This window comes from Vibrio sp. DW001, assembly GCF_029016285.1.
Taxonomy (GTDB): Bacteria; Pseudomonadota; Gammaproteobacteria; order Enterobacterales; family Vibrionaceae; genus Vibrio.
The window spans coordinates 1,003,374-1,029,721 of the sequence record NZ_CP091975.1; the positions used below are offsets into that span (position 1 = coordinate 1,003,374).

The 26,348-nt window shown below is 39.6% G+C and carries 32 protein-coding genes; 26 read left to right on the plus strand and 6 right to left on the minus strand.

The window, feature by feature from the left end:
• Positions 1–68: 68 nt before the first annotated feature.
• The 4 genes from L3V77_RS04810 to L3V77_RS04825 all read left to right on the plus strand — a co-directional run bounded on the left by L3V77_RS04810 (position 69) and on the right by L3V77_RS04825 (position 1,910).
• On the plus strand, positions 69–227 hold the full coding sequence (locus tag L3V77_RS04810; protein ID WP_275135969.1) for a hypothetical protein: 159 nt from the start codon (positions 69–71) through the stop codon (positions 225–227).
• Between the two features lie 293 nt (positions 228–520).
• Positions 521–958, plus strand: a complete 438-nt coding sequence (locus L3V77_RS04815) for a YHS domain-containing (seleno)protein (RefSeq protein WP_275135970.1) — start codon at positions 521–523, stop codon at positions 956–958.
• A 15-nt stretch (positions 959–973) separates the two neighbouring features.
• Entirely contained in the window at positions 974–1,426 is a 453-nt protein-coding gene (locus tag L3V77_RS04820) for a hypothetical protein (protein WP_275135971.1), read from the plus strand.
• A 28-nt stretch (positions 1,427–1,454) separates the two neighbouring features.
• On the plus strand, positions 1,455–1,910 hold the full coding sequence (locus tag L3V77_RS04825) for a GAF domain-containing protein (protein ID WP_275135972.1): 456 nt from the start codon (positions 1,455–1,457) through the stop codon (positions 1,908–1,910).
• A gap of 153 nt (positions 1,911–2,063) precedes the next feature.
• On the opposite strand, the gene L3V77_RS04830 is transcribed toward L3V77_RS04825, so the two are convergent.
• Positions 2,064–2,339: a DUF1330 domain-containing protein gene (locus L3V77_RS04830; RefSeq protein ID WP_275135973.1), complete on the minus strand. Its 276-nt coding sequence runs from the start codon at positions 2,337–2,339 to the stop codon at positions 2,064–2,066.
• Positions 2,340–2,432: 93 nt separating this feature from the next.
• Between L3V77_RS04830 and L3V77_RS04835 the strand changes: the two genes are divergently transcribed.
• Complete coding sequence (locus tag L3V77_RS04835) at positions 2,433–3,335, plus strand: LysR family transcriptional regulator (RefSeq protein ID WP_275135974.1); 903 nt, start codon at positions 2,433–2,435, stop codon at positions 3,333–3,335.
• Between the two features lie 256 nt (positions 3,336–3,591).
• Complete coding sequence (locus L3V77_RS04840) at positions 3,592–3,936, plus strand: DUF3316 domain-containing protein (protein ID WP_275135975.1); 345 nt, start codon at positions 3,592–3,594, stop codon at positions 3,934–3,936.
• Positions 3,937–4,114: 178 nt separating this feature from the next.
• Here L3V77_RS04840 and L3V77_RS04845 read toward each other — a convergent pair whose 3' ends face one another.
• Positions 4,115–6,001, minus strand: coding sequence for a methyl-accepting chemotaxis protein (locus tag L3V77_RS04845; protein ID WP_275135976.1), 1,887 nt, complete (start codon positions 5,999–6,001; stop codon positions 4,115–4,117).
• 629 nt (positions 6,002–6,630) lie between these two features.
• Here L3V77_RS04845 and L3V77_RS04850 point away from each other — a divergent pair.
• Both L3V77_RS04850 and L3V77_RS04855 read left to right on the plus strand, forming a co-directional pair.
• A complete protein-coding gene (locus L3V77_RS04850) occupies positions 6,631–6,882 on the plus strand; it encodes a DUF2999 family protein (protein ID WP_275135977.1) in 252 nt (83 codons plus the stop codon).
• Between the two features lie 304 nt (positions 6,883–7,186).
• A complete protein-coding gene (locus L3V77_RS04855) occupies positions 7,187–7,540 on the plus strand; it encodes a tRNA-binding protein (RefSeq protein WP_275135978.1) in 354 nt (117 codons plus the stop codon).
• Between the two features lie 74 nt (positions 7,541–7,614).
• Here L3V77_RS04855 and L3V77_RS04860 read toward each other — a convergent pair whose 3' ends face one another.
• A complete protein-coding gene (locus L3V77_RS04860) occupies positions 7,615–7,779 on the minus strand; it encodes a hypothetical protein (protein WP_275135979.1) in 165 nt (54 codons plus the stop codon).
• Between the two features lie 34 nt (positions 7,780–7,813).
• Here L3V77_RS04860 and L3V77_RS04865 point away from each other — a divergent pair, with 34 nt between their 5' ends.
• Positions 7,814–8,794 (plus strand): FAD-dependent oxidoreductase, encoded by a 981-nt coding sequence (locus tag L3V77_RS04865; RefSeq protein WP_275135980.1) that lies wholly within the window; start codon positions 7,814–7,816, stop codon positions 8,792–8,794.
• 320 nt (positions 8,795–9,114) lie between these two features.
• Positions 9,115–11,025: a methyl-accepting chemotaxis protein gene (locus L3V77_RS04870; RefSeq protein WP_275135981.1), complete on the plus strand. Its 1,911-nt coding sequence runs from the start codon at positions 9,115–9,117 to the stop codon at positions 11,023–11,025.
• 148 nt (positions 11,026–11,173) lie between these two features.
• Here the strand turns inward: L3V77_RS04870 and L3V77_RS04875 are convergent, their stop codons facing one another.
• Positions 11,174–11,860 carry a DMT family transporter gene (locus tag L3V77_RS04875; RefSeq protein WP_275135982.1) on the minus strand — a complete coding sequence of 229 codons (687 nt, stop codon included), beginning with the start codon at positions 11,858–11,860 and terminating at the stop codon, positions 11,174–11,176.
• A 195-nt stretch (positions 11,861–12,055) separates the two neighbouring features.
• Between L3V77_RS04875 and L3V77_RS04880 the strand changes: the two genes are divergently transcribed.
• The 8 genes from L3V77_RS04880 to L3V77_RS04915 all read left to right on the plus strand — a co-directional run bounded on the left by L3V77_RS04880 (position 12,056) and on the right by L3V77_RS04915 (position 18,913).
• Positions 12,056–13,114: a methylated-DNA--[protein]-cysteine S-methyltransferase gene (locus L3V77_RS04880; RefSeq protein WP_275135983.1), complete on the plus strand. Its 1,059-nt coding sequence runs from the start codon at positions 12,056–12,058 to the stop codon at positions 13,112–13,114.
• A 162-nt stretch (positions 13,115–13,276) separates the two neighbouring features.
• A complete protein-coding gene (locus L3V77_RS04885; protein WP_275135984.1) occupies positions 13,277–14,155 on the plus strand; it encodes a methyl-accepting chemotaxis protein in 879 nt (292 codons plus the stop codon).
• A complete protein-coding gene (locus tag L3V77_RS04890; RefSeq protein ID WP_275135985.1) occupies positions 14,133–14,348 on the plus strand; it encodes a hypothetical protein in 216 nt (71 codons plus the stop codon). The genes L3V77_RS04885 and L3V77_RS04890 overlap by 23 nt, the downstream gene beginning before the upstream one ends.
• Positions 14,349–14,903: 555 nt before the next feature.
• Positions 14,904–15,998 (plus strand): glycerophosphodiester phosphodiesterase, encoded by a 1,095-nt coding sequence (gene glpQ / locus L3V77_RS04895; protein ID WP_275135986.1) that lies wholly within the window; start codon positions 14,904–14,906, stop codon positions 15,996–15,998.
• A 446-nt stretch (positions 15,999–16,444) separates the two neighbouring features.
• Positions 16,445–16,810 carry a hypothetical protein gene (locus L3V77_RS04900; protein ID WP_275135987.1) on the plus strand — a complete coding sequence of 122 codons (366 nt, stop codon included), beginning with the start codon at positions 16,445–16,447 and terminating at the stop codon, positions 16,808–16,810.
• A 27-nt stretch (positions 16,811–16,837) separates the two neighbouring features.
• Complete coding sequence (locus tag L3V77_RS04905; RefSeq protein ID WP_275135988.1) at positions 16,838–17,026, plus strand: hypothetical protein; 189 nt, start codon at positions 16,838–16,840, stop codon at positions 17,024–17,026.
• A 63-nt stretch (positions 17,027–17,089) separates the two neighbouring features.
• Entirely contained in the window at positions 17,090–18,208 is a 1,119-nt protein-coding gene (locus tag L3V77_RS04910; RefSeq protein WP_275135989.1) for a DNA alkylation repair protein, read from the plus strand.
• Positions 18,209–18,304: 96 nt separating this feature from the next.
• On the plus strand, positions 18,305–18,913 hold the full coding sequence (locus L3V77_RS04915; protein WP_275135990.1) for a HutD family protein: 609 nt from the start codon (positions 18,305–18,307) through the stop codon (positions 18,911–18,913).
• A 40-nt stretch (positions 18,914–18,953) separates the two neighbouring features.
• Here L3V77_RS04915 and L3V77_RS04920 read toward each other — a convergent pair whose 3' ends face one another.
• Positions 18,954–19,493, minus strand: a complete 540-nt coding sequence (locus L3V77_RS04920) for a TetR/AcrR family transcriptional regulator (protein ID WP_275135991.1) — start codon at positions 19,491–19,493, stop codon at positions 18,954–18,956.
• A gap of 110 nt (positions 19,494–19,603) precedes the next feature.
• On the opposite strand from L3V77_RS04920, the gene L3V77_RS04925 reads away from it, so the two are divergent.
• Both L3V77_RS04925 and L3V77_RS04930 read left to right on the plus strand, forming a co-directional pair.
• The gene (locus L3V77_RS04925) at positions 19,604–20,245 is read left to right on the plus strand and encodes a glutathione S-transferase family protein (RefSeq protein ID WP_275135992.1); all 642 of its coding nucleotides are present in this window, start codon (positions 19,604–19,606) and stop codon (positions 20,243–20,245) included.
• 123 nt (positions 20,246–20,368) lie between these two features.
• Positions 20,369–20,716, plus strand: a complete 348-nt coding sequence (locus L3V77_RS04930; protein WP_275135993.1) for a DOPA 4,5-dioxygenase family protein — start codon at positions 20,369–20,371, stop codon at positions 20,714–20,716.
• Positions 20,717–20,757: 41 nt separating this feature from the next.
• Here the strand turns inward: L3V77_RS04930 and L3V77_RS04935 are convergent, their stop codons facing one another.
• Positions 20,758–21,669, minus strand: a complete 912-nt coding sequence (locus L3V77_RS04935; RefSeq protein ID WP_275135994.1) for a LysR family transcriptional regulator — start codon at positions 21,667–21,669, stop codon at positions 20,758–20,760.
• Between the two features lie 144 nt (positions 21,670–21,813).
• Here L3V77_RS04935 and L3V77_RS04940 point away from each other — a divergent pair, with 144 nt between their 5' ends.
• From L3V77_RS04940 to L3V77_RS04965, 6 genes are all read left to right on the plus strand, one after another.
• Entirely contained in the window at positions 21,814–22,119 is a 306-nt protein-coding gene (locus L3V77_RS04940; protein ID WP_275135995.1) for a monooxygenase, read from the plus strand.
• A gap of 121 nt (positions 22,120–22,240) precedes the next feature.
• Entirely contained in the window at positions 22,241–23,170 is a 930-nt protein-coding gene (locus L3V77_RS04945) for a Gfo/Idh/MocA family oxidoreductase (RefSeq protein ID WP_275135996.1), read from the plus strand.
• A 203-nt stretch (positions 23,171–23,373) separates the two neighbouring features.
• Positions 23,374–24,162: a transporter substrate-binding domain-containing protein gene (locus tag L3V77_RS04950; protein WP_275135997.1), complete on the plus strand. Its 789-nt coding sequence runs from the start codon at positions 23,374–23,376 to the stop codon at positions 24,160–24,162.
• Positions 24,163–24,588: 426 nt separating this feature from the next.
• The gene (locus L3V77_RS04955) at positions 24,589–24,969 is read left to right on the plus strand and encodes a cupin domain-containing protein (RefSeq protein WP_275135998.1); all 381 of its coding nucleotides are present in this window, start codon (positions 24,589–24,591) and stop codon (positions 24,967–24,969) included.
• A 182-nt stretch (positions 24,970–25,151) separates the two neighbouring features.
• Positions 25,152–25,811, plus strand: coding sequence for a carboxylesterase (locus L3V77_RS04960; protein ID WP_275135999.1), 660 nt, complete (start codon positions 25,152–25,154; stop codon positions 25,809–25,811).
• Positions 25,812–25,875: 64 nt separating this feature from the next.
• A complete protein-coding gene (locus tag L3V77_RS04965; protein WP_275136000.1) occupies positions 25,876–26,217 on the plus strand; it encodes a hypothetical protein in 342 nt (113 codons plus the stop codon).
• The last annotated feature ends 131 nt before the right edge of the window (positions 26,218–26,348 follow it).

The window sequence follows — 26,348 nt, forward strand, 5'->3', positions numbered from 1 at the left end:
TTGAAATGAAGTAATAGTAGCGCAAAGCCATGTAAAATACTTTATCTCTAATAAACGATTTTATATGGATGCTTGAAAACCAAAACAAGTACGAAGATAGAGATAGCCACGAGGGGTATTTTAAAACAGAACTTGATTTAATCGTTGATGTTGTTAAGCGAGATAAAATTATTATGCTGAACTCAAGTCATCATCTAAATATCGGAGATTGGCTTACAGGTAATTAATATTGCAACTATACTCCTATAAATTTCATCAAAAATGCGAAATATGGATATCAAATCTCGTGTAATCATCCTTGGACTCACTGCTATTCTTGGTATTTCAATTAGTTTCTCCAGTTCCGTTAGAGAGCGAGCAAATGTATCCCCGTGTTAGCGCATCTTGATTCTCTAATTGAAAAAATAATACATAGACTGAAAGTTTTATCTCAGTTGTCGTGTCTTCTGCTAAACAATAAATGAATTATCAATCTATCGACGCTCAACACAACGTCGGTTTTCGAATCAGGAGTCTTCAAATGAAGAAGTTTTTTGCCCTATTAATCATGCTTGTAAGTTTCCCTTCATTCGCCGCTGACGAGATCTACACGGGAACGTTCAGCAATAAAGCAGTGAGTGGTTATGACACCGTTGCATATTTTACGGAAGGCCAACCGGTTAAAGGCGATAGCCAATGGCAAGTAGAGTACAAAGGTGCTGACTGGTATTTTTCTTCAGAAGAGAATCTAAGCAGGTTTAAAGCAGACCCAGAAAGCTACGCCCCACAATATGGTGGTTACTGTGCATGGGCGATTTCTGCCAAAAACGATTTTGCTTCCGCCGAGCCGGATTTATGGGCAATTGTCGATGGTAAGCTTTATCTAAATTACGATGCTGGCGTGAAGAAGCGTTGGGACGAAGACCGTGCAGGTCATATATCGACGGCTGACCAAAACTGGCCAAATCTAATTAAATAGCAAGGAATCCATCTAATGAAGTTTGCTCCGTTAAAGCATATTCCATCAGTATTTATCGTATTTGTATTTGTTCAGTCATTGTTCTTTAAGTTTTCGGGTTCTTACGAGACTGAGCATATTTTTGGCACGCTAGGTGAGTGGTCGGGTATTGAGTGGTTTGGCGTATACGGTGGCTACCTAATTGGTTTTGCTGAGCTGATTGCGGCAACTCTTCTGCTTACTCGTTTACACGGTTTTGGTGCTGCAATGAGTGTGGGTATCATGACTGGCGCGATTGTTTTCCACTTATTCACACCGTTAGGTGTCGTAATGCCAGAATTTAACGCGATGGGTGACGTGGTTGGCAATGACGGTGGTTTATTGTTTGGTATGGCGTGCATTGTGTGGAGCTGTGGCATGTTGCTATTTATCCGTGATGTGAAAACAGAAGGCACATTAACGAATAGTCTTCTCACCAAAAAAGCTTAGTGTAGTTAGTTTACTTATAGAGGTTAATATGGGATTTCAAAAGTTAGTTGAGTATCGCGAGGTACTGACCTTAGAGCTCAATAAAATTGCTCAGCAATATCACTTGCATTCATTGTTGGTCATGGAGTCGACGCCAGAGACAATGGTCGTGTTTGCGGCTAACGAACAACCTATTTATAGCGCGGGTGATGCAGGACCTAAAAGCAACCAAAAAGGCTGTCATGAACTGTATTGTGAACGTGTCGTTGATACGGAAAAACCGCTATTAGTCTCAGATGCCTCTCAAGATGAAGGGTGGAAAGGTAACGCAGACTTAGTTGAATTTGGATTAGGTGTTTATTACGGTGTTCCAATTATGCATAAAGGCAAAGCAGTTGGAACCGTGTGTGCATTGAATGACAAACCCTTCGACTTTATGCAAGGTGAACCCAATGTCATTACTCGATTGAACGATGTGAAGTTAGATGTAGAAAAACACCTATAAATAGCAGTTCTGTTTCATAAAACCGTTATGTATAAAGCAAGTAACTAACGAGTAACTAACAAGGACACACACCTCGGACTGAACAACCGTTAGCTTGCTTCAGCAATGTATTTTCTTAGATGAAGGGAATACATTGCTGATCTAAAAATTCCCTTACACTAAATGAAATTGACTTTGCATACCTTTCTCACGTAGCGGGATAATGGCTTGGTATGCAGCGCTGTTATACCAGTTTTGTGCACTTTCTTTGTCTGGAAACTGGATGATGGCTTTCATTGGGTGAATAGCTTCACCATGTAACACTTCCACTTCACCTTTGGCAATAAATTGACCATTAAAAGGCTTCAATGTTTCTGCCGCTTGCGCGCTGTATTCTGAGATCTGTTTTTTATCTATTGGTGTCAGGTCGACTATAACTAAACTTTTCATTTGCACTATGGCCTTGTTTGATTGAGTTGACACAGCTTAAGAGTTTAGCGAATATTAAACAATAACCTCAAAATGAACGTGTTGTTTAATTATATGAACAGTGTGAAGTTGGCTCCTTTACTCTTGATTTTCGTCGAAGTGGCAAACCGACGCTCTTTTACAGCGGCAGCTAAAAAGTTAGGTTTAAGTAAGTCAGCCGTTAGTCAGCAAATAAAGCGCTTAGAGGAATCGACGGGGCAGCAGTTATTGATACGTAATACTCGCGGCGTTGTACTGACTGCAGTAGGGGAGACGTTACTGGCACGCAGTGAATTATTGAGTGAACAACTGAGTATGACGCTAACTGAGCTCGATAGTGCAAAAGTCCAACCTAGCGGTAGCTTCAAAGTTTCCATTCCTCCTTTTTTTGAAAAAAGTTTTATCATTCCTGTACTGAGACAATTGAGCTTGGAGTTTCCCAAAATAAAACCAGAAGTGGTTGTGACAGGAAAATGGCAGGACTTGATAGAGCACAATTTAGACGCAGCGATTTTTGGTGGTGACATACCCGACTGTAACTATCGCGCATTATCAATAGGGAAAGTATCAGAAATATTTTGTGCATCACCTCGATACATTAAACAATATGGAGATATAAAGAACATAGAACAATTAAGTGAACACAAATTTATAGCGACTCCTTGGCAGCACGACAAGTTGCAGTTATTTAATCATAAACACGTGAATAAATTATTTATAAATGTCGAACATAGTGCGAAAGCAAACACGCTAACAACCGTACTGGAGATGGTGTTGAATGATATGGGTGTCGCATTATTTCCTGAATTCTTAATTCAACCAGCGCTTTCTGACGAACGGATTATTAGAGTATTACCTGAGATTCAAGGAAGAGCCTGGCACTTTTATTTTTTACATCAGTATAGAAATGAAAAACCAATACATGTCAGTCGCTTCTACCAATTATTTAAGTACTATTTTAGTAAATCCAGTATATAAAAGGGAACGAACGAGCAGAAGATCAAACGAAGACATACACCTCAGATTTCAAGATGTATCTCCTTGTTAGCTTTTGTCACAAAACACCTCTGTTTTAAAACTTTCATTCTATTGATGCTAAATCGTCCATGATGAATGGTGAATATGTGTGATGTACGTCACATGTAAATAGTGAATAATAGCGTCATCGAGTGAAAGGGGAGTTACCCCAACAAGTAGTCACTCATTTTTAACAGACACTTTAAGGGTAAATAAGATGAAAAAATTAACTGTTCTAGCCGCAACTCTCCTAATCAGCGCAACGTCATTTGCAGGTACTCAAACGGTATATAGCGAAGCAAACCTGTCAACAGCCAGTTTCGCTTCTAAAGCGGCCGCGTATGAAGCTGGGTTTGATTATGTTGATGCATTGGAAACGGCGAACCATTCTGAATTACGTTTCAAATTGGCACCCATCGGAGAAAATACAGTCTCTAACCTTACGCTGGACGACACAGCTGTGACGATTGAAGAGTTCTCTGAAGCTCGCGGTGAAATCTCTTACCGCGCTATCGTCAATGTTGATTATCATTTCGACGCCCGCGATAACAATAACGACTAATATCATGTAGTTTTAGAATTTGAAAAGCCAACAGGTCTCGGTCTGTTGGCTTTTTTGTCACTATAGATTTCAATGTAATACAATTTTTGAGGTTTGAGTCCTCGTCAGTTTCTCCATTTATGAACTTCTCTCTCTAGAGTGTTCATGCTCGAATTTTCCAAAATTATTTTAGTTGACGTTATACTTTAAAGACGTCTAGTTCTCGTTTTTGAGTTTCTGCAAGCTGAGATAACTCAGCCGATGCTTGCAACGTGTTATTCACGCCTTCAACATTCTCATTAACCAAATCATAAGCTTTAGTTGTGATCTCGGAAATTTCTTCTGTTACTTTGAATTGCTCTTGTGATGAAGTGGCTACTAAGGTGTTAATTTCAGATATCGATTCAACGGCATTAAATATATCTTCAAATGACGCTTTTACATTGTCAGCAAGCTGAACCGATTGTTCAATTAGTTCAACATTATGCACCATGTTATTTTGAGCTTTTTCCGATTGCTTTTGCAGTTTCTCAATAATTTCTTGAATGCTGACCGTTGACTCTTGTGTTTTGGACGCCAGACTACGTACTTCATCTGCAACGACTGCAAAGCCTCTACCATGTTCACCTGCACGAGCTGCTTCGATGGCAGCGTTCAGTGCAAGTAAGTTGGTTTGCTCTGAAATAGAGTTAATCACTTCGGTAACAGAACCGATTTCGATGGCAAACTGGCGTAACTCATTGACTATGTTGGCACTCTCGTTTACTGAAGTATTGATGGTGTCTGTCAATCCGATGTTTTTCTCTAAAGTAAGTTTGCCATTATTGACACTTTGTCTTGCGCCTTTTGCTTCTTCTTCTGCCATGAGGGCTCTATCGCTCACTTCTTGTGAAGTAGAGGAAAGCTCATTAATAGCGGTTGATATTTGTTCCATTTTACCCAATTCTTCTTGAGCGTTGGATTTGGTTTCATTCATAATAGCGTTCAATTCAGTGGAAGCCGAAGAGACACTTTCCGAAATACCATGAGTATTCTTTATTAATTCTGACAATTGATTAGAAAGCTTGATAAGTGAAAGGTAAATTCCGGTTTCTTTGCCTGATGATGTAATGGATTGAGAAAAATCCCCTTCTGCCATTTTTTCCATCAGCGAGGCAATTTCATTTGGCGCGCCCCCTACAGGCTTCAGAACAAGCTTTTCAACCGTAAGCATTAAAATACCAAGTGCTAATAATAAGCTTACCGTACCGACAATAGCTGAAGTAAGTAGCTGATTGTCTGCGCCTTTTTCAATCTCAGCATCTTTAATGAAAGTGACGAACTTCCATCCAGTTATATCTAACTTGGTCCAGAATGCGGTAAAGTCTGTTTCCTCACGATTAACCAAAGCACTGTAATGTAGTTCTGGGCGACTCACGCTGAAACCTTTGTACAATGGACGCTCTTTGTAGATGTTCTTCCCACGCATTTCTGTATAAATAGAAGGTGAAACTAAGATAGTGCCATCTTCTGTATATAAGAAAATATCTTGACGATTCGCTACAGACTCAAGCAAAGAATCAAGATATACGGTAGTGATAACGGCAACAGAACCATCTATTTTGTATGCCATCGCGACAATTTCTTTATTAGTGACTGCTGACACAAATGGTGCAGAAAAGAAAAATTGTTTACCTTCGTTAAATACGGCTTTGTAATATGAACGTCCTAAGTCTTTAACGTTGAAATCAAGTTTTTTTCCTTCAACGTCGTAAATCCGGCCACCGACATCAATGATATAGGCGCCTTCAATGAGTTTCGCTTGAGTCCTATAGAGCATCTCTAACTGAGTGATGGCTTTATCAGCTAATCCATCATCTTTGATGTCGGACATACTGACTTTAACACCAGAAAGAACATTGCGATAACCGATAATTTTTTGATCTAAACTCGCTTCTACGGTAGCATTTTTCTCTCGTAATACATTTTTATTTAGTGCAATACTCTCGCTTTTAAACGATATAAAACTGATTGCAATCAGGATCACCACAATAATAGCGATTATCGCTCCAATAGTGCCTGATATTCTTACTTTAAATTGATTCATACTCACCACATTTATAAAAAATTACAATAATTTCAACTAACTATTTATCAAAGCCAGTCAAATATGTGTATCAAGTAATCTCAGTACACATCATTTTGCTTAGCTTCTTATAATTTAGAAATAACAAATACTTAATAGCGCTCTTTTTATATAGGCATTAATTTATGTACTTATATCGGCTCAACTTGCTGTTATCTTGAATAAGTAGATATGCTTTTCTATAAAAATGAGATTTATGCCAAAAAAAGACCAAATTCTATCGTATGTTTTAACTAACAACTAGTTAAACATTAGGAATACGCATTAAATACTAATCGCGAAATCTGTTCGCTAAATTGGGAAGAAAATTCAGTTTGTAGGCTTGAGCTAGACTATACAATTGAAGCATTACCTGAAGCTCGCGGTGCAATATCTTACCGCGCTATCGTGAATGTTGACTATCATTTCGACGCTCGCGATAACAATAATATTTAATATCATGCAGTTTTAGAATTCGATAAGCCAACAGGTCTCGATCTGTTGGTTCAGTAAATAAGCCAAAGTGAAAAGGTAGCAGTTCTGAGTGTCATCATTTTGAGTCAAATGCTAGACTGTCTGTCTATTTTATTTAGTGTTTAAAAGGTAGTGTGATGAACCCAATTCTTGCAATGTTGAAAGAGAATAATATTAGCGACGAACAGATCCGTGAGCTTTTTGAAGTGCTGACACAGAATCCTCTTGCGGCAATGGCATCAATCGGTCAACTGGGTTTACCTCAAGATAAGCTTCAGCTTTTAATGGGACAGGTGATGCAAAACCCCGCTTTGATTAAAGAAGCAGTCAATGAGTTAGGGTTAGATTTTTCAAAAGTAGAAGCAGCGAAAGAACAACTTCAGAAGTAAATCTACCTGCGAATCTTGAAAGGTCGTTTAGAGAGGTCAAGTTGAACTCCTTTGACGACCTTTTTTGATCTTAAGGACGAATGCGCTTTACTCTCCGGAGTTTTCATTTACGAAATCATCTGAATGGAAAGGTGAAAGGACGTTCACCCAAAAACGTTTAGAACCGTGACAGTTGGCATAGTGTGATTCTCCTAAATAAGCATGTCTTATATATTATTAACCAGCCTTAACTTTTCAATCTGTCATAATTGTGTTTAGTTCTATACAGACATTTATCTACTTATAATAATTAAAGGAAATTAACATGACTCCAGCACCAATTAAAGCGCTTATTTCGTTTGATGATTTTGCGAAACTTGATATACGAGTTGGCAGAATCACTCGAGTATCTGAGATAGAAAAATCAGATAAGTTAATGAAATTATTGGTCGATTTTGGTGATCACGAGCGCTCAATTCTTGCTGGTATTAAACAAGAACGGGAGAACCCGAGAGAAATTGAAGGCAAACAGGCGTTATTTGTCGTCAATCTCCCAGAGCGAAAAATGGCGGGAGAAATATCGCAAGGAATGCTTTTTGACATTGGGTATGAAGACAAATTAACCCCTTGTCTAGCCATGCCAGAAGCAGATGTGCCTAATGGAAGTCGTGCAGGGTAGTTTTTAGTAGATAACTGAGGGGGAATACACTTGAGTTTTTAAGGTGTATGCCCCCGTTATGGCGCCATTAAAATTCAAACTTTAAGGTTAATTGGTGCGTCTTTAGTGCTTTGTAATATATCGATAATTTCTTTTGGTAGAGCGCTAATACCACTACCGATTTCCAGTGCTTGTTCTTTACTCATTATCTGAGAGGTGATTTGTGAAAACTGGTTTTCGGTCACCTCTCCTAAACGCATGATATCTAACCCAGCTTCCGTTGGAATATACCCTTTGTCATTGTTGGTTGATAAAAAAGATTACTTTGAGGTGACCTTTGCTACCTTACGCAACGTGGCAGAACCTGACATGATGAAAAATGATGCCAGAAAAAAATACAAAGACTTTTTGTCGGGATCATTCATTCAAAGCGGTGTTACTGAACTTCAAAATGGAGTCGCGACATTGGAAGATGGCTCATCAATTGAGTTTAAAAACGCCATTATTGCTTCAGGAACTCGCTATCCAACCATGCCTCTGGCCAAGTCAAACACGGCATTGGATTTAGAAGCGCGAAATGGTGAAATGCGTAGATACCATGGCGAGCTAAAATCTGCTGATAAAGTACTTATTGTCGGAGGTGGTGTGGTTGGTGTTGAATTAGCTGGCGAAATTGCTTACACGTTTCCTGAAAAGAAAACAGTGTTGGCCCATAACACAGATGCGTTATTAGACGGCTTTAAAGAGAAAACACGCAGAATTACATTAGAGCAGTTGAAAAACCTTGGTGTTGAGGTTGAATTCAATACCAACTACCGAAATGTCGATGGAGAATATGTAGATAAAAACACTGGAAAAATCAGCAATGCAGATTTTGTTTTTTTGGCTGTAGGTACATTGCCGAACAGTGATTTCTTACAATCCCATTTGCCTCATATCTTAGACAGTAAAGGGTTCATTAAAGTGAATGCTCAATTGGAAGTTGTGGGACAAAATAATTTATATGCATTAGGTGATGTTGCTGACGTAGGTGAACCCAAGTTGAGTTATCTCGCTCAACAGCAGGGCGAATATGTTGCCAAGTCGATAGTCAGGAAGTTGAAGAATAAGAAGGTAAAAGGATATAAACGCAACCCCTTAACAGCGCTTATTCCTACAAGACAAAAAAGTGGTGTTGCCGAGCTCCCATTCGCTGTGACGACGTTTAAACCGCTCATCAACATGAAGCAAAAAGACCTATTTATTAAGAAAATATTCACTGCTTTTGGCGCGTAAATAACATCATAGTCAATTCGTTAGCTGGGTCTTAAATTAAAGATGGAATTGGAGGACACACGCTTTAGGTTTCAAGGTGTATGCCCTCTCGGTCATTCTCGGTTAGTCTCTTCCCTTCAAATAAGTTAAAGAAAATTAAAGCGACATATACCTCAGTTCGGTGCTTTTACCTAGACGCTAAGTGAAATCAGGTGTCGGGTACCAAACCATGTGAAAATATTGTTAAGGAAAATGGTATAACTGCCGATATTCTAATTACAATTAGCAATAAATGAACGCGGGTTTTTCCGAGTGTCAAATGATTATGAAGTAGGGTGTATATGTTGAATCTCAAACAGCTGGGTCTTAAAAAACTGTTGCTTGTATCCGTAATGCTCCTGGTTGGGCTCTCCGTATCAGGGGTAAGTTTTGTTCTTTATCTCCAAGAAAAAGAGGCGCTAACGGAAAGCGTTATCAACGAAAGTAAAAACTATGTTGAAGCAAAATCTGGAGTTATTGAGACTCTAATTAATGAAAAAGTGGGCGGCATTAATAAGCTAGCGAAACTCTACAAAAACAAAAAGTTTGAGGGCAGCGAGCAAGAGGTAATTGACCAAACATTTTTCTTAGCAAACGCGATGAATTTAAATAGTGCAGTATTGGCTTTTGAATCTGGCGATGCTTATTGGAATCAGATTACGGACAGTTGGCCAAATCACAAATTTGATGGTGATGTGACACAAAGTTCTTGGTATCAAGACGGCAGAAACTCTTCAGGGACAACCGTAACAGAACCATATAGAGATGGTGATGTGTATTGGTTAACGATTATAGAGAAAATCAAAGGTGGAACTATTTCGGTAGATATGAAACTTGATTTTTTGAATGCCTTGGTTAAACAGTCTAATGATATTTCTGGCGCAACTGCGGTTATCCTAAATCACGATACCATGTTTTTGGCTTCGTCATCTTCCGCAATTAAGGCTGGTCAAAAAGGGACTGAATTCGCCTGGTTTAAGGATGCAGCGCTTGACGCAGTAACGAAAGAGAGCTCTGTGATTGAATATGAATTGAATGGGCAAAAGAAAGTGCTGTTTACTCATCGAATTAATGCAGGCGACAAAGATTGGTACTTTGCTGTTGGCCTAGATAAGTCGGTTGCGTTTGCTAAACTTGAAGAATCGAGAAATAAGGCTATCTATGTATCGGTGATTGCAGTCATTCTGAGTTTGATATTAAGTTATCTGCTGATTCAAATGTTGTATAAGCCTATTTTGGTATTAAGAGAAACTATTACGAATCTTGCTAGTGGTGATGCAGACCTAACACAGCGACTAAACGTTGAAACGAACGACGAGCTTGGAGATATTTCTCAGGGTATTAATAAGTTCATCGGAAATTTACAAGATATGATGCTTGAAATTCGGGAAGTAACCACTACGTTGCAATCTAATGTAGGGAGAATGAGGGAGCAATCTGAAACCAATAGTAATATCTTACAGAATCATGTTTCTGAGACTGAGCAGGTCGTTACCGCAATTGAAGAAATGAATGCGACAGCGGATTCAATGGCAAGTGATGCGGCAAATACGGCCAGTCTAACCGAAAAAGCGAATGCGACGAGTGTTGAATCTAAACGAATTGCGACGCTATCTCAGGACACCGTTTCGGGTTTAATCGCGGATGTTGATGTCTCTGCTGATAATGTGCAGAACATGAACAAAGAGACACACAGCATTAATGGTATTTTGAGTGTCATTAGTGAAATTGCAGAGCAAACAAACTTACTGGCTCTGAATGCAGCCATTGAAGCTGCACGAGCGGGTGAACAAGGCCGTGGATTCGCTGTCGTAGCTGATGAAGTCCGAAATTTAGCAAGTAGAACGAAAGACAGCACGCAGGAAGTTGAATCGGCTTTAGACAGCTTGATGAAAGGAACCGATGCAGTTGTGAGTTCAATGGCCAATACCAAATCTCGTTGTCAAGATACTGCTGATGGTGCAGGAGAGGTTGCGGTCAGCCTAGAAACGATGAGCAATTATGTGGATGATATCCATGATCTTAGTACACAAATTGCAACGGCTGCAGAGGAACAAAGCTGTGTCACGCAAGAACTAAGTAAAAACATGACGTCGATTAGCGAGATTGTTAATGAACTAGATAATAACGGTCAACGGTCTTTGAAGGATGCTGAAGATGTCGCTGAAGTGAACAGTCAACTTGTCGCAATAGTTAATCGCTTCAAAATTTAGTATTAGACGATAAACGTAAAGTGTTATTAGCGATATCCTCTTATTGTCGGTAATCGCATCTTAGAACGGCAGCAAAAATAAAAGGGATATTCACCTATGATTTGTGGATGTCCCTTTTCGTTATCCATGTTCCCTCCATTGAGTATTACTAAGCAAAAGCAGATCTGATGCAGAGCCATAGGCGGCCATCAATAAATGACAATCCGAATGCAATCAGCAACATGCCTAGAAAATTAATCAACGCCAATGATTCGTTGAGAAACAATAAGTCAAGTAGAACGGCGGAGACAGGAACGAGCAGTGTTACCAGTAATACGTTTGTTGCTCCCGCCAGTTCAAGTATCTTGAAATAAAGAACATAAGCAATAGCCGTTGAAAAAACGGCTAGCCTTGTAATGGCGGCCCATGTTTTAGTATTGGTACTCAATAGCTCAATTGGACCGTCAACGGTTAAAGCGATAGGTAGCAATATGAGTGTTGAGGCGGTGACTTGTCCTGCTGCCGTTACCACTGGATTTAAACCCGAAGCCAATCCAGACGCAATCTGAGTTTGCCCCCATACAATAAGAACAAATGGGACGACATTGTTTAATAACCCCATCGTCAAAAAAGCACCCCATACTTTTAGGCTTTTTGGTGGACGAAGCCCAATCATCAGTGCGATAGCCCATAGTGTTGCCGCAGCAATACCCATTCTAAGAGTGACGATGGTTATTGGAGGCCGTTCATTCATCGCTATGCCCACGAAGAAAAATGACCCGCCCCATAAGATCGACAGTAAAAGGAGCATGAACCATACTTTCGAATTCATAGCATGATTGATAGAAGATGTCATCGTCGATTCCATTTTGTATTGGTATGTGTTGAATTCATACTCGTTGACCCTGAAGGACGAAAACATCCGAATATTGCGTCATATTCATTTCTCTACTTTATGTGCTATCTAAAATTGTTCGGCAAGAATCAGATAGAAGAGTAAATGAAAGTATGGTGATATGGTTTTGTTATTCGCTATAAAGAGAGTGCAGTCATGGCAATGCCGTCTGAAAACCTGATGAAAAAGGCAATAGAAAGCCGAGATAAGTCCTATGACGGACAGTTTTACTACGGTGTTATTACGACCGGTGTGTTTTGCATGCCCTCATGTCCTACTAAATCTGCTCATCCAGAAAATATAAGGTTCTTACCTGACATCGAATCTGCGATTCAAGCGGGATATCGACCTTGTAAACGTTGCTATCCCGCAGGAAAAAATGCAAAAACAGAAAAGCTTATCGAAGTGGTTCGTTATATTGAAGAGCACATAGAAGATAAAATAACACTGTTGCAATTAGGCGACATAGCGGGCCTTTCTCCGTCTCGATTACAGAGGGTATTTAAGAATGTATTTGGTGTCTCCCCAAAACAGTATCAGGACGCAATTCGAATGCGCATATTCAAGCGCTCGCTAAAAGAGGGAGATAATGTAACCGATGCAATATATTCCTCAGGGTTCGGCTCTATAAGTCGAATATACGGTGAGGCTACTCGCAATATTGGTATGACACCGAAAGCCTATCGCGCGGGTGGTGACGGTGAGGTTATTCACTATGCTTGCCGAAAAACAGCATTCGGACACATGATGATGGCTGCCACAGGTAAGGGAGTCTGCTCTGTGCAGTTTGGTGACGATAGAAGTATTCTGCTTTCCTTGTTGTCCAAAGAGTTCCCCAACGCGGAGCTGGCTCTTTCTGCAGCGCAAAATGCCCTCGATTTAGATAATTGGATGGATGCCTTGGACAAACATGTCAATCTGGGCGCTCCCAGACCAGATGTACCTCTCGATATTAGAGGGACGGCATTTCAGATAAAAGTGTGGCAGTTTTTACTCAGTATCAAAGAAGGGGACGTAGTAAGTTACGGTGAAGTCGCAGAACAAATCGATAATCCTAAAGCAGTTCGAGCGGTAGGAACGGCGTGCGGGAAAAACCCTGTCGGCGTATTAATCCCTTGTCACCGTGTTTTAAGGAGTGACGGTTCTTTGGGAGGATATCGATGGGGGTTGGAACGCAAACGAGCACTGTTAGATAAAGAAAGAGCAGAGTTGTGAAGGTGTCATTGAGATACGCCCCCAATTAGAATCAATTATCGAATTATGCTTCCGATATTAGTGACATTTTGAGATACCCATCAAACAAATTTTCTAGTATGTAATGGTGAAATCCCTTGGTCTGATGGGGTACTTGATAGCTACGATAGTCAAATATCTCAAATGGGTTTTACCGAAGAAGAAAAGAACTTACTGAATAAATCCAATGATCTTTCGGTAAACGGACCGATTGCGGCTATTGAAACTAGTGCTTTTGAAGTAACGGATAAGATGACGAATAAAGCGATCCAAGAACTGACACCAGAGGAAATCAGTAGATGGTTGGTAGCGGTCGAATCTTTATTTACCAACACCTATGGAAATCATCTAACGGAGATTAACGAGCCCGCTGATCTGTTTATTGAAAAACTCGATGTTCGCACCAGTCAAGCATTAAGTGGTATAGAAAAAACCAGTTCTACACTCGGTTATACAACGCTAGATTTTACACTCTTTATATTTATTATATTAGTTTCTGCATATGTAATTATTCACCAAAAAATACTTAAGCCAATACTGAATCTTATTGATGAAACCACCTTGGTTGCAGAAGGGGATCTTACCCGTAATATTTCTGTGGCAGGAAATGATGAAATCGCGAGCTTAGTGAAAACGTTCAACACAATGATCTCGACATTGTCTGGATTGCTCCGAGATATCCGAAGTGATTCGACAAGCACTCGGGCTAATTCTGAACAATTAAAGAGGGTGGCTCAATCGAGTTTAGTCATTTCAGAAGAGCAGCGTCTATCGGTCGAAAGTATTGCCACGTCTGTCTATGAGAATTCAGTCGCTAGTCAAAAAGTCGCCAAGAACTGTGTAGATGCAGCTAGCCATGCTGAATCAATAAATAATCAGACAGAGTGTGGCCAAAAAGCAATGCAACTAAGTTTAGATTCTGTAAATCAGTTGTCTCATCAGCTTTCCGTCTCTGTCGAAAGGATGGAACAACTTACTCATTCAGTATCAAGTATGGTAGATGTCATTAGCGGATATCGGTGAGTTGGTATTTAAGATTAAAGAGATGACAAACTCTATTGCTACTGCCGCAGAGGAACAAGCAATAGTCACAGAAGATATCAGTGAGAGACTAACAGGCATCAAAGATGCGACGAGTGAGAACGCAGAACAGAGTCAAAATATTGCGACTACATCTGGAAAGCTCAGTGATATTTCCAGAAATCTTGATACGTAAGTCGGGGTCTTTAAAATTTAAATGAGCATGGTTTTTGCCAATGTTATACGTTGTCAGAAACCACCTTGTATGGCCTAAGAATAGACAATACAAGGTGGTTTCGTTTAATGCTCGTATTGGTTGCTATTCTATGTTTTATAGATAAATCACACGTCGACTACTTCAGATTTCAAGCGATATTTTTTTCATTTCTGTAATCTATTTAGCATCTAGATTCTTTTAAAACAATAATATATATAGTGATATCGCTCCCATTGATTCCCCCGTTACGTTATGTAAAATCATTTCTTAGGACTTTGTCACGGTAACCTTATGTTCATATGAGCATTATTCGTTCGAAAATAATTGATTTTATGTTCGTTTTCTATGAATGAAAATCATGAATGGTATTGCTTTGCTGTTTTTATCCTCTTATGTAAGAGGCTTTTGGGTAGTGAGAATCGAACGTTCGATTCATTTTAGGTTGGTAGTCGTTTGCGTCAATTTTGACAGGAAGTAATAAATCCGTTTTGTTTATTAGATATAAAAATAGTGATTACAAAAAAGGACTAAAGAATGAAGAAACAACTTATTACTGCTGCGATACTGGCTTCCATTGCGGGGTCGGTGTTTGCCAGTTCAGATAAACTTGTTATAGCGCACCGAGGTGCAAGTGGCTACCTTCCTGAGCACACCCTTGAAGCGTATTCTGCTGCCTATTTTATGGGGGCCGATTATATAGAACAAGATGTAGTGATGACTAAAGACAATAAGCTGGTTGTTCTACATGATCATACCCTGGACCGCACGACCGATGTAATGAGTAAATACCCAGAACGATTTCGCACAATTGATGGAGTAAAGCGTTGGTTCGCTATTGATTTTACGTTAGCTGAAATTAAAACTTTGCGAGTCACAGAAGGATTCAAAATACCGGACAATTCAGATCCTGATCAGGTGCAGGATCTTTCAAAAGCAGGCTTTCCAGATCGCTTCCCACTGTGGCAGTCAAACTTCCAAGTAGCTACCTTTGAGGAAGCCATTGAACTCATTCAGGGGCTAAATAAATCCACTAAGCGTAGCGTCGGTATTTATCCGGAAATCAAAGCACCATGGCTTCATAAAAAGGAAGGAAAAGACATTTCTTTGGCCGTGCTAGAAACGCTTAAGGCGTATGGTTATGACAGCAAAGACGATATGGTTTATGTCCAGTGTTTTGACCCTATCGAAACCAAACGTATTGCTGAGGTGCTGATGCCGAAGATGAATATCGATCTGAAAGTTGTGCAGCTTTTAGCGGAAACAAGTTGGAATGAAACCATGGTTGTTGATAAGGAAGGAAAAGTCACGCCTTATGACTATGATTGGATGTTCATGCCAGGTGCGATGGCAAAAGTGGCCAAGTATGCGGATGGAATAGGGCCATGGAAACCGATGTTGGTTGACGACAAGTCAACCAATGACAATATCATTGTTAAACCATTAATGACCGAAGCTAAAGCGGCAGGGTTAGAAGTGCATCCTTATACGTTCAGAGCGGATCAAGGTCGTATTCCTTCTTACGCAAAAAACTTTGATGACATGTTAGATGTGTTTTACTTCAAAGTAGGCGTTGACGGCGTCTTTACGGATTTCACTGATAAAGCGGTTAAGTTCTTAGATACAAAGTAATATAGATTACGTATTTAGTTCGATTAATAAATGGAAAACCAGTGCTGATGTGCGCTGGTTTTTTTCTGGATGTCACTAATATCATTTGATAAATAGAGCACAGAGATAAATAATTTTATAAAATCATCTGCAAACTGTAACAGTCCTTTCTTGTATTGCGTCTAACCCTATAGAGCCTGAATTTTTTAGGTGGTCTTAAGAGAAATATAGGGAAAATAATGAAAAAAATTATCACTACCAGGCTTCATTCGCGATATTCATCTGCAATCTTTGGCTGACCCCTATTTACTTGCGGACATTAGCCTGTGGGAAGAAATCAATGTCACTTGGACAACCAAATTTGTTCGTGATTCATTTTCAAGTAAGGCTCAAGAATTAGAGCTCTTTGGCTATTTTCAATCAGTGTCATCCATTACTGGGTTAGAATCATTCATGGAACTGAGGCTGTGATTGAATTAGCGGCTTATTCGGTAAAAGAGATAGCAACACAAGAAAAGTCTCGTTCAGCTGTTTATCTAGAATTAGAAAATGGTTCAAAGCTATATGCTGGCATGGCATTATCTTCAGTGAACACAGGGGGAGACTATATTGATTTTGTTGCATGGTCATCTCAGCAAGCTGCTGAAGAAACCGCGGCAGATATACTTGCGATTACCCCGGGTAATTTCAGACAACAATTATCTCGTGCACGCCGAGATTTACATAGTTTCATGCAAAATAAATGTGGGTTGGTTGACCTTTCTAATCCTTGCCGCTGTGAACGTAAAGCTTCTGGTTTTATGAAAGAAGGTTGGCTTGACCCCAATCAATGAAATTTTACCGGCACTCATTTGAAAAATATGAAAAACAAGGCTGAATTAAAAACTCAACCACTGGATGAATTTGCAGATAATGCCTATGGGCAGTTATATCGCCAATATCCACTACAAGAACCTTTGGGAGGCACTGGAGAAGGGGTAGATCGTATCCTTACTCGGCTACTAGATAGTTCTGAATACCACCGTATTTTTGGGTTGTCTGGCTCTTGAAGCGGACAGAGTAAACGTAACCAAAACTTACCATTGCCTTTAGCGCAATTGAAACAGGACGTTATGAGTAACCTATTTAAAGACATATATTCAGCATCATTTTATAACACGTTTTCTGAGACCTTAGCGCTTACCATTCCTCTTTTTGATAAAGATGAATTTATACAGTTGATATTCAGCGATGAATTCGCTGGTTATGAATTGAAGCAAAGGATGACTCACACGGCTAAGGTATTGCACCATTTTCTTTCTGATGATTTTGTTGAGTCTAGCTCGACGCTAAAACAATTGATCGAGAATTTACGTGCCGCGGGTATGAAGGAAGAAAGCATTGAATATATGTTTTTGCCTGAATACATTTCGATGTATGGACTCGATAATTATGAGCATGCTATTTCAGCGTTTGAAGTGGTCACTCAATTTACTAGTTGCGAATTCGCAGTACGACCTTTCATCATTAAATATGAAGAGCAGATGCTTGCGCAGATGTTGCAATGGACCGTACACGAAAATAATATGGTGAGAAGGTTAGCGAGTGAAGGCTCGAGGCCTAGGTTGCCTTGGGCGATGGCTCTGCCTAGCTTTAAAATCGATCCAGCGCCAATATTATCAATCCTAAGAAATCTAAAGAATGATCCATGTGACATCGTCAGGCGCAGTGTGGCGAATAATCTTAACGATATTTCTAAAGATAATGCGACGACAGTGATTCAGTTGGCTAGAGAATGGCATGGTCAAAACAAACCCATAGACGCCCTCATTAAGCATGCTTGCAGAACTATGTTGAAGCAAGGTGTGCCAGAGGTTCTTGAATTGTTTGGGTTTGATAGCCGGGATATCGAATTGTCTAATTTTAAGATATTGACACCCACCGTTTATATTGGTGACCAGTTGGCATTCTCTTTTACTATTGTGAATACGGGCAAAAAGACCCAAATGTTAAGGCTTGAGTATGGGCTCTATTATAAGAAGAATAATGGTGAGCTTTCTAAAAAAGTGTTCAAAATTAGTGAGCGAGAAGTCGAGCCTAACCGTATGTACGAGATAAAAAGAAAGCAAAACTTTAAAATCATAACGACGAGAAAGTTCTACACTGGTGCTCATGAACTATCGATTATTTTTAATGGTCAAGAAAGCAACAGGTTATCGTTTGATTTATTAATGCCAAATGTTGAGACCTGATAAGTGACATAAAAGCGATATACACCTTAGGTTCTTACACCTTAGATTCTGAAGTGTATGTCGGCGTTATAGCCATTCAAAATAAAGAGATATTTGATGCCTAATTTCCAAGTAATTATGAAGAGCGAATACAAATGTATGCCATGGAAAAATGGCCTTGGTAAAACATTTGAGATCCAACGTAGTGACGATCAAAACGGGTTACGCTTTCGAATTAGCCAAGCGCGTGTCATAGACAATGGGTTATTTTCGGATTTTAGCGGGTTACATCGCACTTTGGTTCTCTTGTCTGGTAATGGCATGACACTGGAGCATAAGAGTCAATCCCACAACCATTCTTATACATTGAATAACCCGTTAGATATCGCGCGTTTCTCTGGTGGTGACAAAACCTACGCCACATTAAAAAATGAGGCGATTGAAGACCTCAACATTATGGTTCGAGAGGTGGACACACAAGCTAAGGTTTCTGCCGTTACTTCTGGGCAACTGTTGATGCTATCCGACTCGGATGACCATGTATTTAGTGCGTTTTATGCTAATAACGCTTGTACGATCTATCCGAATGTCAACACGGTAGAAACACAATCTATTCATCTACCAGCAGGCAGCTTACTTTGTTTAAGAGATGATGAAGTCTTGTTGGAAAGAGGTTTTTTGGTCACAGATGGCAACGGCGTACTTATCGAAATATCAGGGAAATAAGACGCTCCCAACCGTCACCACTCCTCGTATTAAAATGTATTTACTCTTTCTGCAATAAAGCGCTTTGACAAGACTTTAATAGCTGTTCCGATAAGGCTTCATCATTTATCGCCCGAGAAATTGCCAACCCTCCAATCAACAAGACCGCTTTTTGTAAAGCTTGGGCCATATCTTGTTGTCCATCATGTTGAGTAAAACGGTGAACAAACCCTTTAAAAACTTGAGTATAAGCATCACGTACTTGCTCATCTCTTTGAGTAATATCAGTTGTTAGAAACGCCAAGGGGCAGCGTGGTTCTCCCCCTTTGTTATGATCTTGACTCAAGTAGGTAAGAATCAACTTCTCTGGATCACTTGCCGCGAATGAGTTGGCTATCCCTTTCGCTGAATTGACAATAGATTGAGCGTATAGCTCTGATTTAGAGTTAAAGTGGTTATAAAAAGCACCTCGCGTTAACTGTGCGTCAGCCATCACTTCGTTAATACTCACTTGAGCATAACCATTTAAAGCAAATAATTTAGCCGCACTCGATAAAATACGCTGCTTTGTTAGGTGTTTATGTTCGACCAGCCATGCCATATTGTGTGTCTCATAGAAAAACAACAGTTTGCCACAAACATGAAATATGTTCTTGAACATATTGTGATGCGAAATATGATGAGATTACTTTCATTCAGGAGAGAAATACAATGGAAAACAGTCTTCATATCTTTGGTCCACAATTTAGCACTTTTGTTCGTACGGTAATGCTGTGTTGTGAAGAGAAAGGAATTGAGTATAGCGTTGGCTTGTCGTCAGCAGGTATAAGTATAGAACTCAAAAGTGAAGCACATTTTGCTTTACACCCATTTGGTAAGTTTCCGGTTCTAATTCATGGAAAAAATAGAGTATTTGAAACGCCTAGCATTTGCCGATACTTAGACACCGAATTTGAAGGAACAGAACTTCAGCCCAAAGATACGACGAAAAAAATATTGGTTGATCAATGGAGCACGGCTATTGCCATATATGTAGATAAAATCTTAATCAGAGATTACCTTTTGGAGTTTGCTTTCCCTAAAGGAAAAGACGGTACGATAAGAAGAGAAGTAATAGCCGAAGTCGAACCTAGAGTAATTCAGGCTTTAAAAGATCTAGAACCACTTCTGACAGAATGTGATTTTATTTGTGGGGAACACTATAGTATGGCTGACGCCTTACTAACGCCAATGCTAGATTATCTTTATACCATGCCGATTAAAGACCATTTATTTCAATCAGTGCCAAAGCTAAAAAACTATATTATACGAATGCAACAAAGACCCTCCGGGATAAAAGTGCTCACTCATTAGGTTAGGTAAAATAGGCAAAGGACGGCAGTTTTTTGCTCTCTCTTAAACGGCCTAGCATAATCCCTTTGTCTGATTAATCGGGTATTAGGCTTCACTCAACATGTAAAGTTAGGTGCAAGCGATATGGATAACCTAAAAAGACCCATCAATGTTCATCAGCAATATCATTCACATGTATATTTTGACAAAGATACATTGCATTTTGCATCTGAGTTATGTGCTACAACAGGAAAAAGGTTTGGCTTACATGTTGGTCGAGTCCATCAAAAGCCTGTGGGTCCTCATACGAAATGGAGTTGCCAAATTCTATTTAGTAATGAAGATTTTGACGCCGTTATACCTTGGTTAGATAATCACCGCGGCAACTTAAGCGTTCTTGTCCATGGTTCAACAGGTGATGCCTTAGCTGACCATACAATCAATGCATACTGGTTGGGAGACGTTGTGGAGTTAGACCTGCGTGGTTTCTAAGTTTAGAATCTAACAAAGGATGACTGTCACGGTACTCGTGATTAACATGTTGGAGAATAGCCCAACCTACGATTCGCGCTAGATAATAGCAGTTCATATAATGCACGTGCAGCAGGGCCTGATTCTTCACCTTTGGGTAAAGTAATATGGGTAGGAACTTGGTAACGGTTGGCATTTTCGAGGGATAAGGTGACGATTTTATTGGCATCTAGCGTATCAACGATATGTTGAGGGAGACGGCAAAATCCAACGCCATCTAAGACAGCCTGTAGGGCATGGTCAAAATTGTCTACTGTTAATCTTTGTTGAGATTTTAACCAGCCAACTTCACGACTTTTTTCATCTGACACTTCTCCAAGATCTCTTATTACTACTTGAGTTTCTGTCTTTAGATCCGACAAGCATAATGTTTTTTTATTTGCTAATGAGTGATTACTTGCCACCACAGGAACCATTATGGTTGTACCAAACACTTCTGCAGGGAAATTGGTAATAGGGATATTGATGATTGCTATATCCGCTTTTTTGGCAAGTACCGTTTCTGTGGTACTGGACAGAGACGTTTCGATTAACTGAACAGAGGTAGCGCCGTTTTGGCTGTAGAACTCTCGAAGTGAAGGAAATATCCATTGTCTATTGCATAGGTGGTCAATCGCAATTGTAATTTCAGTTTCAACCCCTTTAGACAATTGTTGACTTATTACTTCTAGTTGCTGGGCTTGTTCGAGCATAGAGTTCGCTCGCCTCAGAATGGATTTCCCCTCATTCGTTAATACAGCTCTTCGACCTTTAACTTCTACTAATGTTAAACCGAGTCGCTCTTCTAACTTTCGTATCGCATAAATCAAGGTTGTATGACTTTTATTCAGGTCATTTGCAGCTGACTGGATACTCCCTGCGCGATCGACTGCTTGCAGTGTCGCCCATTGTTCTAGTGTTGTCTTAAGTCTCATTGGTCTAATTTGCCTACAGTTTGTAGCGAAATTATGAACTTTTATGTAGAAATAATAAAGATATATTGTCAACAGTAAATGAGTAGTCGTCATCAATATGCTGGCTATTTTGAGAATGTTTATTGAACAAATTGGAGAATTACTATGCGTAAATTGCTACAAGTAGATTTTAGCTACAATGGCCCTTTTGCAGAAGACATGTCGAAAGCGATGGTAGATTTAGCAGAGTCTATCAACCAAGAGTCAGGAATGATTTGGAAGATCTGGACTGAGAGTGAGAAAAGTCAATTAGGTGGTGGTATTTACCTTTTTGAAAATGAAACACTTGCCAAAAATTATATGGAAATGCATTCGGCTCGTTTAGAGAAGATGGGTGTCACGAAAATTAGGGGGATAATTTTTGATGTGAATGAATCACTTACCTATATCAACAATGGTCCGACAAATTAAATTGGTTGGGTGAGCTTTGTGCTATCTGAAGATTAAAAATAGATGGTATTGCTATTGCTTTACCTATTAAGAACATCAATACATACTAGCTTTAATTGATGGTAAAAATGGATGTATTAAGATGAAGATTGGCATAATTGGAATGGGTGATATTGCACAAAAAGCATATCTGCCAGTTTTGGCGCAAAAGCCTAGTATTGAACTGGTGTTTTGTACAAGAAACTCGAAGGTATTGTCTTCTTTAGCGAGTAAATATCGAGTCACTGAGTATTGCACAGATTATAAAGAATTGATTCGATTTAACGTTGACGCTGTGATGATTCACGCTTCAACGGTCGTTCATCCAGAGATAGCGCAATTTTTTTTAAAGCAAGGTGTTGCTACCTTTGTCGACAAGCCATTGGCCAATAGTGTTGAGCAGTGTGAGAAACTTTATGATATTGCGGAGCAAAAAGCTCAACCTCTCTACATTGGATTTAATCGGCGCCATATCCCCCTCTATAATCAGCATTTAAATGGCATACAGCATAATTCTAATCATGAACAATTATCGTCACTACGTTGGGAAAAAAATCGATATAATCAGTTAGGGAATATAAGGGACTTTATATTTGATGATTTTATTCACCCTTTAGATAGTATTAATTTGAATGCAAAAGCTGATCTTTTTGATGCTTATGTGACTTATCAATCTCAGGATGGTTTATTGGCCCGACTGGATATTCAGTGGCAGCAAAATGGAATATTGCTGCATGCATCAATGAACAGGCAACACGGAACGACGAACGAAATAGTGACGGCAAACTATGCAGGGAAATCGTATAGATTTGATTCTTTCTATCAAGGCTGTGTATGGCAAGAAAACACGCAAACGAAACTTACTCTCAAAGATTGGACACCAATGTTAACCAGTAAAGGTTTTGAGGCGATGATAGACGATTGGGTGCAAGTGGTAGAAAAGGGTAAGTTGGACAGCAAAATAGTATCAAGAAATATTGCATCGCATCAGTTGGCTGATTGCTTATGCCAAAAAATCACATCTCAAATTTAGAGATATTTAAAGGCAAACTTACGCTAAGTTAGTCGTGATTACGCTGAAAAGAGACTATGATAAAAATACTGATTATGGGGCATGTATTGGTGTTTATTACGTGTCATAAATACGAAAAATTAGCATGAAATAATGTCAGCATGTTATTGCTGGAACTTTAACGATGTGACTGCGAATGTGTCGTTGAATAGAAGGAATTGTATATGAGAATAACGCATTCGCTACTCGGCATTTTTTTGAGCCTAGCTTACGTTTCTTATAGTCTAGCAGCCCCTGTTACGCTTCGGCTCGCCTATTCATATATTGAGTCCTATCCATTCCAATTAGGTAATGGTCATGAGGTCTTCGACCCTCCTGGTTTGGCATTAGATGTAATCAATCAGTCTGTTAATAATCTTGGTATAAAGGTTGAATTTGTTCGTCTGCCAGGCAAAAGGGTATTGGAGTACATTAAAGAAGGAAAAGTAGATGGTGGTTTTATTTTCTCCTACAACGCTCAGCGCGCGCTATACGCTCGCTACCCTATGGTCGACGATATTCCCGATAGCAGCAAACGAATTGCGACCTTAGAGTATTACTTTTATAAACTAGAAGACCAGCCATTTGATTGGGATGGAACAAGTCTGATTGACTCGAATAATAAGGTTGTTGGGGCTCATTTAGGGTTCTCAATTGTTAAAGAATTGAAGTCCAAAAACATCAGGGTGGATGAAGTAAGAACCACGCCACAATTGTTAGATATGTTGTGCAATAACCGAATTTCTGCCATTGCAATCCAAGACAACATGATTAAGACGCTTCTCGAAAATAAACGTTGGTCTAATGTCGAGAAAGTGATGCCCGCCATTATAAAAAAAGACTATTACTTAGTGCTAAGTAGCCAATTTGTTCAACTCGAGCCTGATTTGGCTGAATTGATTTGGAATTCTATTGGAGATACGAGAGATGAGGTCATGTCTCAATCTATGGGTAAGTACCTTAACCAAGAGTAGAGCCGGGCAATGCGAAGATACACGAAAGAAAACGTCTAAAACCGAGACTATTGGCATCCGGTGACAAATAAGTCCCTCATTTCACGCAAACATGGCAAATTGATGACCTATCTCGTCTGGAAGTTTGATATACATGCCTGAATGTTGACAGGGAGAAAGGGATGTCAACTTTCTCCTTTTTTTGTATGATACAAAGCAATACAAACGTTGAGGTAAATAAAATGAAAGCATCACTTATTGCTGTTGTAATTACGTTCTTCCTTATTGGATGTTCGAATACATGGGATGGTGTAAAAGAAGATTCATCTACAATTTGGAATGATACTAAAGAGACGATACACGAAGCTACAGAATAATAGAGAGAGCATAAGCCAATTTAACGAACATGCTATTATTCAAAATATTATGTGATAAAGAGAGATCGCAGTGTCGAAAAGTACAGCAACATATTGGAACGTGCTCGCCACTGAAAACAGCAATCGGTGGGAGTCTATAGAAGGTAGCTCCGGAATGTTGGAGCAACTTACCCTTGCTCACGATGAGACGACAGGTGATTATACGCGGCTAACCCGCTTTAAAGCTGGCGCAGACACAAAAGAATTTGGTGGTAAATCTCATGAATACCCCGAGGAAATATATATTATTTCAGGTCGGCTTTATGATGCTGCTTTTCAGCAATGGCTAGAAGCCGGACACTTTGCAAGTCGCCCTCCTGGTGAAGTGCATGGGCCGTTCCTTTGTGAGGAAGATTGCTTAGTTATGGAAGTTTCATTTCCAAGCCAAAGTGTCTCTATCACAGGACAATAACCTTAATCACAACAATCAATAAATCATAGATTATGGAGATCCATTCTGTATTACCGTCGTGATAAGGCAAATAGGTACTATTTTGCCACGATACTTTCACTCTGCGTGAAAGATGAAACAATGGTATTGTTTGGTTTCACTATGACCCCCCATTATCTACGGACACATACGAGATATTATTTATGAACTACTTGTCGAGCGTTGAAGTGGAGCCAAACACTAAAGCAACGGCTTCTGTAATTTGGTTGCATGGTTTAGGGGCTGATGGTCACGATTTCGAACCCATAGTGGCGGAATTGAATCTCCCAAAGAAATTAGCGATTCGTTTTGTATTTCCTCATTCTCCTTCGATACCCGTGACTATTAACGGCGGTATGATTATGCCTGCGTGGTATGACATTCTGGATATGAGTATTGATCGAAAGGTAGATTCACAGCAATTAGATATCTCAGCAAATGCCGTTCAGGCGTTAATCGACCGAGAAATTGAGCGAGGTATTGACGCTAGCCGTATTATCATCGCTGGGTTTTCTCAGGGCGGGGCTGTTGCTTACCAAGCCACATTAACCTATAGCCAACCATTAGCGGGGTTATTAGTTATGTCGACTTATTTTGCTACTAAGGACACGATTCAAATACATGACAGCAATAAGCAAATTAACATCAATATCATGCATGGTAGCTTAGATCCGGTTGTTTCTCCTATATTGGGTGAACAAGCACTAAAGGCACTAGTTAATATTGGTTTTGAACCAAGGTATAAGCAATATGTGATGCAACATAACGTGTGTGCAGAGCAGATCTCCGATATTTCTGATTGGTTGCAAGAGCGTCTAATATAGTAAAAGAGTCGAGGGGATATACGCGGTATACGTAATGTTGTGTTCTACTATGGGAGGTTGAGTTATGCAAAAATTGATAGATGATTTTGTACGAATGAATCAGGCGGGTCTTATACTAGAATTATGTGAAAAATATTATGATGAGAACGTCGTTATGCTGAATAATGGCTCAGTTTTCGCGTCGTCGATGAAAGAATCTTATGACAAGCAAGAGGGCTTTATTGAATCCGTTGAACACTTTGACGTTTCTCTCGTATCAATGTGTGTATCTGAGAATACTGCAGAGCTTACTTTCCACTATAAAATGACAAATGCCCAGTCCCAAGTAAATGAATTTACAGGTAAACATATTCAAATTTGGAAGAATGGAAAGATCATTAAAGAAGAGTACCTATCCGTCGACTAACATCACATTCGTATATGGTTAGAGTTGGACAGTATTATTCCAGCGATAGTTACAACGTACTTTCGCAATCTAGGGGGCAGAGTTTTATTTCTCTATCCCCTAACGATGACTAAAGTGGAGATATCCTTAAG